Annotated in this window: 11 protein-coding genes; 6 read left to right on the top strand and 5 right to left on the bottom strand. The window is 64.2% G+C overall.

What is annotated here, in order from left to right:
- Positions 1-105: 105 nt before the first annotated feature.
- The 4 genes from ACXJL8_RS18090 to ACXJL8_RS18075 form a co-directional block, all read right to left on the bottom strand.
- Positions 106-888: a molybdopterin-binding protein gene (locus ACXJL8_RS18090; RefSeq protein ID WP_456685348.1), complete on the bottom strand. Its 783-nt coding sequence runs from the start codon at positions 886-888 to the stop codon at positions 106-108.
- A gap of 12 nt (positions 889-900) precedes the next feature.
- Complete coding sequence (locus ACXJL8_RS18085) at positions 901-1,530, bottom strand: cytochrome b/b6 domain-containing protein (RefSeq protein WP_456685347.1); 630 nt, start codon at positions 1,528-1,530, stop codon at positions 901-903.
- Between the two features lie 181 nt (positions 1,531-1,711).
- On the bottom strand, positions 1,712-2,266 hold the full coding sequence (locus ACXJL8_RS18080; RefSeq protein WP_456620822.1) for a fasciclin domain-containing protein: 555 nt from the start codon (positions 2,264-2,266) through the stop codon (positions 1,712-1,714).
- Between the two features lie 315 nt (positions 2,267-2,581).
- A complete protein-coding gene (locus ACXJL8_RS18075) occupies positions 2,582-3,343 on the bottom strand; it encodes an SDR family oxidoreductase (RefSeq protein WP_456620821.1) in 762 nt (253 codons plus the stop codon).
- A 96-nt stretch (positions 3,344-3,439) separates the two neighbouring features.
- Between ACXJL8_RS18075 and ACXJL8_RS18070 the strand changes: the two genes are divergently transcribed.
- Complete coding sequence (locus ACXJL8_RS18070; RefSeq protein ID WP_456620820.1) at positions 3,440-4,969, top strand: malonate--CoA ligase; 1,530 nt, start codon at positions 3,440-3,442, stop codon at positions 4,967-4,969.
- A gap of 306 nt (positions 4,970-5,275) precedes the next feature.
- On the opposite strand, the gene ACXJL8_RS18065 is transcribed toward ACXJL8_RS18070, so the two are convergent.
- Entirely contained in the window at positions 5,276-6,136 is an 861-nt protein-coding gene (locus ACXJL8_RS18065) for a sulfite exporter TauE/SafE family protein (RefSeq protein WP_456620819.1), read from the bottom strand.
- Positions 6,137-6,644: 508 nt separating this feature from the next.
- Here ACXJL8_RS18065 and sdhC point away from each other — a divergent pair.
- From sdhC to ACXJL8_RS18040, 5 genes are all read left to right on the top strand, one after another.
- Entirely contained in the window at positions 6,645-7,043 is a 399-nt protein-coding gene (gene sdhC, locus ACXJL8_RS18060; RefSeq protein ID WP_456685346.1) for a succinate dehydrogenase, cytochrome b556 subunit, read from the top strand.
- A complete protein-coding gene (sdhD, locus tag ACXJL8_RS18055) occupies positions 7,040-7,444 on the top strand; it encodes a succinate dehydrogenase, hydrophobic membrane anchor protein (RefSeq protein ID WP_456620817.1) in 405 nt (134 codons plus the stop codon). The genes sdhC and sdhD overlap by 4 nt, the downstream gene beginning before the upstream one ends.
- Before the next feature lie 3 nt (positions 7,445-7,447).
- Positions 7,448-9,283 (top strand): succinate dehydrogenase flavoprotein subunit, encoded by a 1,836-nt coding sequence (gene sdhA / locus ACXJL8_RS18050; protein WP_456620816.1) that lies wholly within the window; start codon positions 7,448-7,450, stop codon positions 9,281-9,283.
- Between the two features lie 107 nt (positions 9,284-9,390).
- Positions 9,391-10,173, top strand: a complete 783-nt coding sequence (locus ACXJL8_RS18045) for a succinate dehydrogenase iron-sulfur subunit (protein WP_456620815.1) — start codon at positions 9,391-9,393, stop codon at positions 10,171-10,173.
- Positions 10,174-10,521: 348 nt separating this feature from the next.
- Positions 10,522-12,660, top strand: coding sequence for an ATP-binding protein (locus ACXJL8_RS18040; protein WP_456620814.1), 2,139 nt, complete (start codon positions 10,522-10,524; stop codon positions 12,658-12,660).
- Positions 12,661-12,864: the final 204 nt, after the last annotated feature.

Here is a 12,864-nt window from a genome sequence, read left to right as displayed (position 1 = left end):
CCCATAACCCCAGGGAGCAGTTTGGCGAAGACTCGCCGTTGGTACTGCTGCCGCCGGTAATTCCATAGACCTCGCGGTGGGTCCCGGCCTTCGCCGGGACGACAACTAGCTCCCGCTGAACGAATTGTACCCCTGGTCTTCCCAATAGCCGCCCTTGTAGTCGTTGGTGACTTCCATCGAGACGACGTATTTCGGGTTCTTGAAGCCGAGCTTTGTCGGCACGCGGATCTTCATTGGAAAACCATAAGCGCGCGGCAAGATCTCGCCCGCGTATTTGAACGTCATCTGCGTCTGCGGATGCAGCGCGCTGCGCATGTCGAGCGGCGAATTGTAGCCGTCCTTGTCGGCGCACTGGAACCAGACATATTTCGCGCGCGTGTCGGCGCCGATCAGCTTGAGGAAGTCGCGCAAGGGCGTGCCGGTCCAGCTTCCGATCGCGCTCCAGCCCTCGACGCAGATGTGGCGGGTGATCTGGTTGACCTGTGGCAGCTTGTAGAGCTCGTCCAGCGTCCAGGACTTCTTGTTGTCGACGAGGCCGCGCACCTCGAGCTTCCAGTCCGCGGCCGAGACATCGGGCGCGTCGTCGAGATCGTAATAGGCATTGAACGGGAACGGTTTCGTGATCGCACTCTCGGGGAAGGTCGGTGCCAGCGCATCGGGATTGAAGATGAAGGCCTGCACGGMATCGTTGAATTTCGAGACGGACTTCAGCATCTCCTCGGCGGAGGACGAGTCGATGACGTTGCAGCCGGTCAGCAGCGTCAGCGCGCCGAGACTGGCGCCGCCCGCGATGAAGCGGCGGCGGGTGGGGTCCGGCATCGCCTTGATGGAGTCCTTGATCAGCAGCCGCTTGTCGACGCCGGGGATCAGGAATGAACGCTTGGCCATGACTTCCTCCTCTCAGCGACCGATGATCATTGCCCGCAGGCTCTTCGGAACCAGCAGCGCCAGCAGGACGTGAACCACCAGGAAGGCACAGATCGCGGCCATGCAGAAGAAATGGACATAGCGCGCGGTCGGATAATCGCCGAACAGCGTGACAAGCCAGTGCAGTTGCACCGGCTTCCACATCCCCAGGCCCGACAGCACGATGAGCACGCCGACCACGATGATGCCGGCATAGAGCAGGCGCTGCACGTAATTGTAGACGGTGAGGTCGTCGTGCCCGAGCTTGAAGGTCAGCGCCGCCCTGACGTCGTGGAGCACACCGGATGGTGTGATCGGCAGCAATTTTTTGCGGAAGCGGCCGGTGGCGAAGCCGGTGACGAGATAGGCGAGGCCGTTCACCATCAGCAGCCACATCGCCGCAAAGTGCCAGAGCAGGCCGCCGCCGAGCCAACCACCAAGAGTGTACTCGCGCGGAAAACTGAAACCGAACAGCGGCGAGGCGTTGTAGATCTGCCAGCCCGACAGGATCATCARGATCATGGCGAGGGCGATGATCCAGTGCATGACACGGACCCAGGCCGGCTGGATCACTTTGGCGGGGGTGGCGCTGACCTGCTCGTCGCTGACTGTGAGGCTCGACATGATGGTTCCGTCCTGAAGGTCGTCTGACATCGAATATACGTCGATGCGGCCGCTTTCGTTACGCCCCGCTGGCCATCGAATCGATGCCGCTGGGCTATCGTGGTCACAATAAAGCGAGCCGGGTGGCCCCGGCTCGCCGTTTCGTCGCACCCTGTCGGGGATGAAACAGGAGGGCGCGGTGTTAGGTTGCCGGCATCAGCACGGTATCGACCACATGGATCACGCCGTTCGACTGGTTGACGTTGGTGATGGTCACCATCGAGGTGCCGCCCTTGGCGTCGACGATCCAGGTCTTGCCGTCCATCTTCTTGACCGTCAGCTCCTCGCCCTCGGCGGTCTTCAGCTTCTTGCCGTCGGTGAGGTCGGAGGCCTCGAGCTTGCCCGGCACGACATGGTAGGTGAGGATCTTGGTCAGGGTCGCCTTGTTCTCAGGCTTGACCAGGGTATCGACGGTGCCGGCCGGCAGCTTGCCGAAGGCGGCGTTGGTCGGCGCGAACACCGTGAACGGGCCCTTGCTTTCCAGCGTCGGCACCAGGCCGGCCGCCTTCACCGCAGCCACCAGCGTGGTGTGGTCCTTCGAGTTGACCGCGTTCTGGACGATGTTCTTCGAGGGGAACATCGCGGCGCCGCCGACCATGACGGTCTTTTCCTCGGCGCGCACCGGCGCGATGACGGTCGCGGTGATGGCCAGCGCGCTGAAGGCTGCAGCAGTGAGATAGGCAATGCGCTTCGACATGGAGAAACTCCCGATTGGATTGTGACCGGCGATGGCCGGTGCTTGAGTTGGGGCAACAACGGCGGCTGCGGCAGTTTGGTGTGAAGCAGCAGCGCGTCGTTGGACTGAACTACGGGAGGGTTGGCGATGTGGTTTCGGGGAAAAATTCTTTGTGATGCGTGAAACTATGTGGGGGCGTCTCCGTGTGATGAACGCACGTGCGACCACGAAGAGGAATTGTAGCCCGGATGGAGCGAAGCGTAATCCGGGGTTGTCGCGTGCGGATCGACTTGTCCCGGATTGCGTTTCGCTCCATCCGGGCTACGTGGCCGATCATCAATCCCTGTTGTGCGGCGTCTGGATGAACCCGCGATTATGCGTCGGGCTGATCAGCAGCTCGTTGATGCAGACCCGCGCCGGCATGCTGGCGATGAACGCGATGGTGCGGCCGAGATCTTCGGATTGCAGCATCCTGGCCTGCTCCTCCTCGCTCGGCACCACCGGGCGCAGCTTCAGGATCGGGGTGGCGACCTCGCCCGGCATCAGGCAGCAGGCGCGCAGGCCGTTGACGCATTCGTCCATGTTGAAGGAATGGGTCAGCGCCAGCACCGCATGTTTGGTGGTGGTGTAGGCCGGGCCCGGCATCTTCGAGACGTGGCGTCCGGCCCAGGACGAGACGTTGATGATCGAGCCGTCCTTCTGCTTGCGCATGGTCGGCAGCACCGCGCGCATGCAATAGAGCACGCCGTTGAGATTGACCTGGACCAGCTGGTCCCAGCCCTCCAGTTCCATGTCCTTCCAGCTCCGCTTGGGGACATTGATGCCGGCATTGTTGACCAGGAGGTCGATCCGGCCGTGCTTCGCGACGATCTGATCGGCCGCCTTCTGGGCTTCAGTGGCGACGGACACGTCCAGCGCAATGGCCTCGGCCGCCCCGCCGGTCTTGATGATCCTGGCGACCACGGTATCCAGGGCATCCCTGCGCCGGCCCGACACCACCACCGTCCAGCCGTCGGCCGCGAGTGCCTCGGCGCCGGCTTCCCCGATCCCGCTGCCGCCGCCCGTGACCCAGGCCACGCGTTTCCCGTTTTTGGTCATGCCAACTGTCTCCGTTGCTTCATTGGGGCGGTTTTTGCTAATCCAGCCCTCGGTTTTGACCGGCCTTTACAAGCCTTGCGGTCGAGGAAATCTTGCATGAACCAAGCTGCCAACGCCAACCTGTTTTCCCGCCTGTTCGACGGCCTGGACGATCCCAAACGCCTCGCGATCGAGACGCATGACGGTGCCCGGATCAGCTATGGCGACCTGATCGCGCGCGCCGGGCAAATGGCGAACGTGCTGGTCGCGCGCGGCGTGAATCCGGGTGACCGCGTTGCGGTGCAGGTCGAGAAATCCGTCGCCAACATCGTGCTGTATCTTGCGACCGTGCGGGCCGGTGCGGTCTATCTGCCGCTCAATACCGCCTATACGCTGAACGAGCTCGACTATTTCATCGGTGACGCCGAGCCGTCGCTGGTGGTCTGCGATCCCGCCAAGGCCGAAGGGCTTGCCCCGATCGCCGCCAAGGTGAAGGCTGGGGTCGAGACGCTCGGCCCTGACGGCAAGGGCTCGCTGTCGGAGGCCGCCGACAAGGCGAGCAGCGCGTTTACGACGGTGCCGCGCGAAAACGACGATCTCGCCGCGATCCTCTACACGTCGGGTACCACCGGCCGCTCCAAGGGCGCGATGCTCACCCACGACAATCTCGCGTCGAACTCGCTGAGCCTGGTCGGCTACTGGCGCTTCACCGACAAGGACGTGCTGATCCACGCGCTGCCGATCTATCACACCCACGGCCTGTTCGTGGCGACCAACGTGACGCTGTTCTCGCGCGCGGCAATGATCTTCCTGCCGAAGCTCGACCCCGACCTGATCATCAAGCTGATGGCGCGCGCCACGGTGCTGATGGGCGTGCCGACCTTCTACACGCGCCTGTTGCAGAACTCCGCGCTGTCGCGCGAGACCACAAAGCACATGCGGCTGTTCATCTCGGGCTCGGCGCCGCTGCTGGCCGAGACCCACCGCGAATGGTCCGCGCGGACGGGTCATGCCGTGCTCGAGCGCTACGGCATGACCGAGACCAACATGAACACATCGAACCCCTATGACGGCGAGCGCGTGCCCGGCGCGGTCGGCTTCCCGCTGCCCGGCGTCGCCGTGCGCGTCACCGAGCCCGAGACCGGCAAGGAGCTGCCGCGCGACGAGATCGGCATGATCGAGGTCAAGGGCCCGAACGTGTTCAAGGGCTATTGGCGCATGCCGGAGAAGACCAAGGCCGAATTCCGTGGCGACGGCTTCTTCATCACCGGCGATCTCGGCAAGATCGACGGCAAGGGCTACGTCCACATTTTGGGCCGCGGCAAGGACCTCGTGATCTCCGGCGGCTTCAACGTCTATCCGAAGGAAATCGAGAGCGAGATCGACGCCATGCCGGGCGTAATCGAGTCCGCCGTGATCGGCGTGCCGCATGCCGATTTCGGCGAGGGCGTCACCGCTGTGCTGGTCTGCAACAAGGGCACTGAGATCAGCGAAGCCTCGGTGCTGAAGGCGCTCGACGGCCGGCTGGCAAAATTCAAGATGCCCAAGCGGGTGTTCGTCGTCGACGAGCTGCCGCGGAATACGATGGGCAAGGTGCAAAAGAACGTGCTGCGGGATACCTACAAGGATATTTACGCGAAGAAGTAGATCACTTGGCTGAAAAGCCCCGCCGCACACTCGCCGTCGTCCTGGCGGAAGCCAGGACCCATTACCCCAGCGAGATGTTTGACGCGAAGCTGGTGACCACGAGTCTTCGCCAAACCACTCCCTGGGGTAATGGGTCCTGGATCGGCGCTCGCTCCGCGAGCTTGTCCAGGACGACGATGGTGGTGATATCGCGCACACTCTAACCCCGTCATTGCGAGGAGCTCTTGCGACGAAGCAATCCAGACTGCAACCGCGGAAAGATTCTGGATTGCTTCGCTTCGCTCGCAATGACGGAGGTTGCGGTGGCTATTGGCCGCCCGCCAGGCTCATCACAAACCGGCTGCCGACGATGAACAGGTAGCACCCGAACGCGACCTCAAGCGTGCGCTTCGACATCGCATGYGCGGCTCTGACACCGAGCGGCGCTGTGACGAGGCTCATCGGCATCACCAGCACGGCGCCGATCAGCGAGACGTAGCCGAGCGCGAACGGCACTTGCAGCGCTGCAACGCTCGGATAGATCGCCGCCGCCGGCCAGCCGGCATAGATGTAGCCGAGCGCGCCGGGGATCGAGATCAGCACCGCAAGCGCCGATGAGGTCGCGACGGCCTGATGGATGGGGCGGCCGTAGAACGTCATCAACAGGTTCGAAAACAATCCGCCGCCGATGCCCATCAAGGTCGACAAAATTCCGACGCAGAAGCCGTAGACGCGCATCAGCGGGCCCTTCGGCAGATCGTCGCCGAGCTTCCAGGTCTCGCGCGCGAAGATCAGCCGTATGGCGGCTGACCAGGCGACGCAGACGAAGACGATCTTGAACAGCCGCTCCGGCGCGTAGCGCGCGACCACGCTGCCGGCGATGACGCCGATCAGGATCGGCAGCCACCAGACGCGCAGGATCGATATGTCGACGGCGCCGCGCTTGTAATGCGCCTGGAACGAGCGGATCGAGGTCGGGATGATCACCGCGAGCGAGGTGCCGATGCAGAGCGGCATGCGCACGTCGAGCGGCACGCCGGCGATGCGGAAGCATTCGTAAAACACCGGCACGAGAATCGCGCCGCCGCCGATGCCGAACACGCCGGCCAGAAATCCCGAGAGCGCACCGGTTGCGATCAGCAACAGCGCGAGCTCGACGATCTCCTTGATATCAAGACCTGCAATCACCCCTGACCTGCCCCGGCGACTGGTCGCAACGTCTCCGAGAGGCGCTCGGAGTTGGCTGCGGGCCAAGCTGTAGGCGATCTGATTCGTGCGGTCGACACGCTGCGCCTCCCGGCTGGGGTGGAATGCAGGCTACGCATATCCAGGCTGGGCCGAACGGCATCGGAGGGAGGGCAGGCCAGCGCCCGGCGGACGGGTTGGCGAGGCGGCTGACCGACCCTCTCGGCAGTTTGGACGGCATGGTCCGTTTAGATGCGTTCCAATAGTGATTTCAATGCGCCTCGACGGCGATAATAAGAACTGAATTAATATTCTCTCTTTGATCGGCACACCATCGCTCTGGTATACCAAGACCCTGATTGGCCCTGTTTCATCAACGCTGTAGCGCTGAACCCGGGTTCGATTTATGGAGATTTGGTGATTGCGCAGGCGAAATCGACTCCGTAAATAGAGCCGACCTTTCGCGATCCCCACGTGCCCCATGCTGGGCCGCAAAAAAACATCAAAGCCCATGACCGCAYGGATCGAACGACCGCTTTCACCACACATGCAAATCTACCGCTGGACGCTGACGATGGCCCTGTCCATCGTCCATCGCGCCACCGGCATCGCCCTTTATGTCGGAACCCTGCTGCTGGCCTGGTGGCTGATCGCGGCGGCCTCCGGCCCCGCCGCCTATGGCCACGTCCAGGCCTTCACCGGCAGCATCATCGGGCGCCTGATCGTGTTCGGCTACACCTGGGCGCTGATGCACCATATGCTGAGCGGCATCCGGCATTTCGTCTGGGACCTCGGCTACGGCTTCAAGGCCAATGAGCGCGAGGCCCTGACCTGGGGCGCGCTGATCGGCGGCATCGTGCTGACGGTGCTGATCTGGATCATCGCCTACGCGATCGGAGGTGGACGATGAGCGCGACCGATACGCCGAAGCGCAGCATGCGCACTCCGCTCGGCCGCGTCCGCAATCTCGGCGCCGCGCATTCGGGCACGTCCGATTTCTGGCGCCAGCGCATCACCGCCGTCGCGATGGTGCTGTTGATGATTCCGGTGCTGGTGATCATCATGATGCTGCTCGGCAGCAACCAGGCCGGCGCCAAGCAGGTCCTCGGCTCGCTGCCAGTTGCCATCATCATGCTGCTCTTCATCGTCGCCAGCACCTGGCACATGAAGATCGGCATGCAGGTCGTGATCGAGGACTATGTCCACAACGAGAAGCTGAAGCTCGCGTCGATCATGCTCAACAATTTCTTCTCGATCGCCGTGGCGCTCGCGTCGATCTACGCGATTCTCCAACTTTCATCCGGAGTGTAACCCATGGCCAACGCGACGAATGGCAAGGGCAACGGCGCTCCCGCCACCAACGGCAAAGCCTACCCGATCGAAGACCACACCTATGACGTCGTCGTGGTGGGCGCCGGCGGCGCCGGCCTGCGCGCCGTGGTCGGCTGCAGCGAGGCCGGCCTGCGCACGGCCTGCATCACCAAGGTGTTTCCGACCCGCTCGCATACGGTCGCGGCGCAGGGCGGTATCTCCGCCTCGCTCGGCAACATGCACAAGGACGACTGGCGCTGGCACATGTACGACACCGTCAAGGGGTCGGACTGGCTCGGCGACCAGGACGCGATCGAATACATGGTGCGCAACGCGCCCGAGGCGGTCTACGAGCTCGAGCATTGGGGCGTGCCGTTCTCGCGCACCGAGGACGGCAAGATCTACCAGCGCCCGTTCGGCGGCATGACCACCGAGTTCGGCAAGAGCCAGGCGCAGCGCACCTGCGCCGCCGCCGACCGCACCGGCCACGCCATGCTGCACACGATGTACGGCCAGTCGTTGCGCCACGCGGCCGAGTTCTTCATCGAGTTCTTCGCCATCGACCTGATCATGGACGACCAGGGCACCTGCCGCGGCGTCATCGCGCTCAAGCTCGACGACGGCACGCTGCACCGCTTCCGCGCCCAGACCGTGATTCTGGCGACCGGCGGCTATGGCCGCGCCTATGCGTCCTGCACCTCGGCGCACACCTGCACCGGCGACGGCGGCGGCATGGTGCTGCGCGCCGGCCTGCCGATGCAGGACATGGAGTTCGTGCAGTTCCACCCAACCGGCATCTACGGCTCGGGCTGTCTGGTCACCGAAGGCGCGCGCGGCGAGGGCGGCTATCTCGTCAACTCCGAGGGCGAGCGCTTCATGGAGCGCTATGCGCCGTCGGCGAAGGACCTCGCCTCGCGCGACGTGGTCTCGCGCGCGATGACCATCGAGATCCGCGAGGGCCGCGGCGTCGGCAAGAAGAAGGATCACATCTTCCTGCATCTCGATCATCTCGATCCGGCGGTGCTGGCCGAGCGGCTGCCGGGCATCTCCGAATCCGCCAAGATCTTCGCCAATGTCGACGTGACGCGCGAGCCGATCCCGATCGTGCCGACGGTGCACTACAACATGGGCGGCATCCCCACCAACTACCACGGCGAGGTGCTGACCAAGAGGGACGGCGACGACAACGCCATCATCCCCGGCCTGATGGCGATCGGCGAAGCCGCCTGCGTCTCCGTGCACGGCGCCAACCGCCTCGGCTCCAACTCGCTGATCGACCTCGTCGTGTTCGGCCGCGCCGCCGCGCTGCGCCTGGCCGAAAAGCTCACGCCCAACGCCAGCCAGCCGGAGCTGCCGGCGAACTCGTCCGAGCTCGCGCTCGGCCGCCTCGACCATTACCGCTACGCCTCCGGCGGCACGCCGACCGCGAAGCTGCGCGAAGGCATGCAGCATGTGATGCAGAACAACTGCGCGGTGTTCCGCACCGGCGAAGTGCTGAGCGAAGGCCAGAACCTGATCGAGAAGGTCCACAGCGGCATCACCGACATCGCCGTCTCCGACCGCTCGCTGGTGTGGAATTCGGACCTCGTCGAAACGCTCGAGTTCGACAATCTGATCTCGCAGGCGGTGGTGACGATGAACTCGGCCGCCAATCGCACCGAGAGCCGCGGCGCCCATGCCCGCGAGGATTTTTCCGAGCGCGACGACAAGAACTGGATGAAGCACACGCTGGCCTGGCTCGACGACGCCGGCAAGGTCAAGATCGAGTACCGCCCGGTTCACAACTACACCATGACCAACGACGTGCAGTACATCCCGCCGAAGGCGCGCGTGTACTGATCGAACAGTAGCCGTCATTCCGGGATGGTCCGAAGGACCAGACCCGGAATCTCGAGATTCCGGGTTCGACGCTGCGCATCGCCCCGGAATGACGAAAGGTTAGAGAAATGGTTGAATTCGCACTTCCGAAGAACTCCAAGATCACCGGCGGCAAGACCTGGCCGAAGCCCGCGGGCGCGACCGAGGTCCGCGAATTCCGCGTCTATCGCTGGAATCCGGACGACGGCAAGAACCCGAGCGTCGACACCTATTACGTCGACACCCATGATTGCGGTCCGATGGTGCTGGACGGCCTGATCTGGATCAAGAACAACATCGACCCGTCGCTGACCTTCCGCCGCTCCTGCCGCGAAGGCGTCTGCGGCTCCTGCGCCATGAACATCGACGGCCAGAACACGCTGGCCTGCACCCGCTCGATGCACGACGTCAAGGACGGCGCGGTGAAGATCAATCCGCTGCCGCATCAGCCGGTGGTGAAGGACCTCGTTCCCGACCTCACCAATTTCTACGCGCAATATGCCTCGGTCGAGCCGTGGCTGAAGACGACGTCCCCGACCCCGCAGAAGGAATGGCGCCAGAGCCACGAGGACCGCGAGAAGCTCGACGGCCTCTATGAGTGCATCCTCTGTGCCTGCTGCTCGACCTCCTGCCCGAGCTATTGGTGGAACAGCGACCGCTATCTCGGCCCCGCCGCGCTGCTCCAGGCCAACCGCTGGATCTCGGACTCCCGGGACGAAGCGACCGGCGAGCGGCTCGACAATCTCGAGGATCCGTTCCGGCTCTATCGCTGCCACACCATCATGAACTGCGCCAAGGCCTGTCCGAAGGGCCTCAACCCGGCCGAAGCCATCGCCGAGCTCAAGCTCAAGATGGTCGAGCGGCAGGTTTAAGACACGACAGATCAGGCCCGATTGCCGCGCAAAAGGTGCGCTCCCTCTCCCGCTTGCGGGGGAGGCATAGGCGGCCTTTGGCCGCCGTTCTCAGAGGACGCCGATGCGAAGCACCGGCTATGGTGGGGCTGGTGCCGCAACCGACACTCCCGATATGGAGAGAGCCCCCCACCACCGCCTGGCCTGAAATGGTTGGGGCATTCCACGACGGGCGCAAATTTCGGTAAAATTTATTCCAACTCGCGCCGCGCGCGAACCGGGAAATCACAACCTCCGGTTCAGGTCATTCACCTCTTCCTTCTTAGCGCGAAATTCAAGTAAGCTCTCGGGTCACGGACCGGAGCGACTGTGCAAGGCGCGCAACGCAATTCGCTGAAGCTGTTGCAGTGGATGATGGCTGCATCCCTGGCATTGCCGATTGCGCTGTTCGCGATCGCCGCCACGATCTCCTACACATCGACAAAAGACATCGCCGATCGCGAGATCGAGCGCACGCTCGACGTCGCGCATGAGCACGCGCTCAAGGTGTTCGAGACGATCGACCGCAGCCTCGCCGAACTCAACGAGGTCGTGCGCGGCATCCCCGACGATGTCATCCGCTCGCGTGAACCCGCGCTGCACCGCCGCCTGAAGCGGCTGACCGATTCGCTGCCGCAGCTCAAATCGGCCTGGATCTTCGATGCGGACGGAAAGGCGCTGGTCAACAGTCTCGTCTCTCCGCCGCCGCAACTGAGCTTCGCAGACCGCGATTACTTCTATTCCCATGTCGACCAGAATATCGGCACGTTCATCGGCGCCTCGCTGACGCCGCGCCCGCCCTATCAGGGCGCGCGCTTCTTCGGCATGAGCCGCCGCCGCGACACCGATGACGGCAGCTTCATCGGTGTGATCCAGGCCTCCGTCCTGCCGGAATATTTCGAGAGTTTTTACGCCAGGATCGGCTCCGAACCCGGCAGCTTCTTCGCGATGGGACGCGCCGACGGCGTGCTGCTGGCGCATTTTCCGCGGCTCGACCGGGATATCCGGCTCGATCCCGGCGGACCGGTCGGCCAGAAGATCGCAGCCAACCCCGTCCACGGCCTCATCACCATCGCCTGGCCGTCGGACGGGATCGAGCGGCGCATCGGCTACAGGCGCATCGCCGACTATCCGATCTATGTCAGTGCGGGGCTCGAGACCTCGGCGATCCGCGCGCGCTGGTTCGCCACCATGGGCCAGCATCTGGTGTTCGGCATTCCCGCGACCGCGCTGCTGTTTTTCCTGCTGACGCTGGCGTTTCGGCGCACCCAGCACCTCCAGGCCGAAGCCGCAAGGCGGCGTGAGGCCGAGGAGGCGCTCAAGCACAGCCAGCGCCTGGAGGCGCTGGGACAGCTCACCGGCGGCGTTGCGCACGACTTCAACAACCTCCTGACCGTGATCCGCGCCTCCGTCGACCTGTTGAACCGGCCGCAGCTGAGCGAGGAGCGGCGGCAGCGCTACGTCACCGCGATCGCGGATGCGGTCGCGCGTGCGGCCAAGCTGACCTCGCAGCTGCTTGCCTTTGCGCGGCGCCAGACCCTGAAGCCGGAGGCATTCGACGTCGGCGAACGCTTGCAATCGCTGCACGACATGCTCGCGACGCTGCTCGGACCGGCGATCGAGATCGCCATGCGGCTGCCGGCCGAGCCCTGCCTCGTCAATGCCGACGCCGGCCAGTTCGAGACGGCGCTGATCAACATGGCGACCAACGCGCGCGATGCCATGCAAGGCAAGGGCAGGATCACCTTCACCGTGCAGGCCGCGCCGGCCGTTCCGGACACGCTGGCGCACCTGTCGGACAGCCATGGTTTCGTCAGCGTCGCCGTCAGCGACACCGGCGTCGGCATTCCCGCAAGCCGCATCGGCCGCATCTTCGAGCCGTTCTTCACCACCAAGCAGGTCGGCCATGGTACCGGCCTCGGGCTGTCGCAGGTGTTCGGCTTCGCCCGGCAATCCGGCGGCGAGGTGACGGTGACGAGCGAGGTGGGGCAGGGCAGCACCTTCTCGCTCTATCTGCCGCGGGTGCCGCCGAATCTGCTGCCGCAGCGCCAGGCGCCGAATACGGCGCCGGGCGTTGCCGGCAGCGGCATGTCGGTACTGGTGGTCGAGGACAATATCGAGCTCGCCAATTTCGCCGCCGACGGCCTCACCGAGCTCGGCTACAGCATCACGCTGATCGACAATGCCACCGATGCGCTTGCGGAGCTGGTGGTCGATGCGGATCGCTTCGACGTCGTATTCTCCGACGTGGTGATGCCGGGGATGACCGGGCTCGATCTCGCACAGGCGATCCGCGATCGCGGCATCGGCGTGCCGGTCGTGCTGACCACCGGCTACAGCGAGGCGCTGTCCCAGGACGGCAGCCTCGGCCTCGATCTCGTGCAAAAGCCCTACTCGGTCGACGAGCTGTCGCGCGTGCTCCACCGGGCTGGGCGAATACGGCGCGTGCGAGACGGCGCCGCCGAATGAAGCTAGCCGCGGAACCCGCAGGAACCGTTTGATTTCTCTTGCGTTATCCGGCCATGCAAAAGCCGGCCGGACAGCGCGCGCGGGATACCAGGCAGGGCAAGGAGCCGCCCATTGTCGAAATCGTCGGCGAGAGTGGCGACGAGGCCGCTCTGCCGCCACCCGAACTGGTCGAGCCTGATCCCGAGCTCTCGCCCGAGGCCGAGG

The organism is Bradyrhizobium sp. P5_C11_2, from assembly GCF_054049755.1.
The sequence above is the reverse complement of the archived record's forward strand: the minus strand, read 5'-3'. Positions and strand labels throughout refer to the sequence as shown.

Coding starts and splice junctions, on each gene's coding strand:
- ACXJL8_RS18080 (WP_456620822.1), bottom strand. CDS start 2,266: ATGTCGAAGCGCATTGCCTATCTCACTGCTGCAGCCTTCAGCGCGCTG.
- ACXJL8_RS18075 (WP_456620821.1), bottom strand. CDS start 3,343: ATGACCAAAAACGGGAAACGCGTGGCCTGGGTCACGGGCGGCGGCAGC.
- ACXJL8_RS18070 (WP_456620820.1), top strand. CDS start 3,440: ATGAACCAAGCTGCCAACGCCAACCTGTTTTCCCGCCTGTTCGACGGC.
- sdhD (WP_456620817.1), top strand. CDS start 7,040: ATGAGCGCGACCGATACGCCGAAGCGCAGCATGCGCACTCCGCTCGGC.
- sdhA (WP_456620816.1), top strand. CDS start 7,448: ATGGCCAACGCGACGAATGGCAAGGGCAACGGCGCTCCCGCCACCAAC.
- ACXJL8_RS18045 (WP_456620815.1), top strand. CDS start 9,391: ATGGTTGAATTCGCACTTCCGAAGAACTCCAAGATCACCGGCGGCAAG.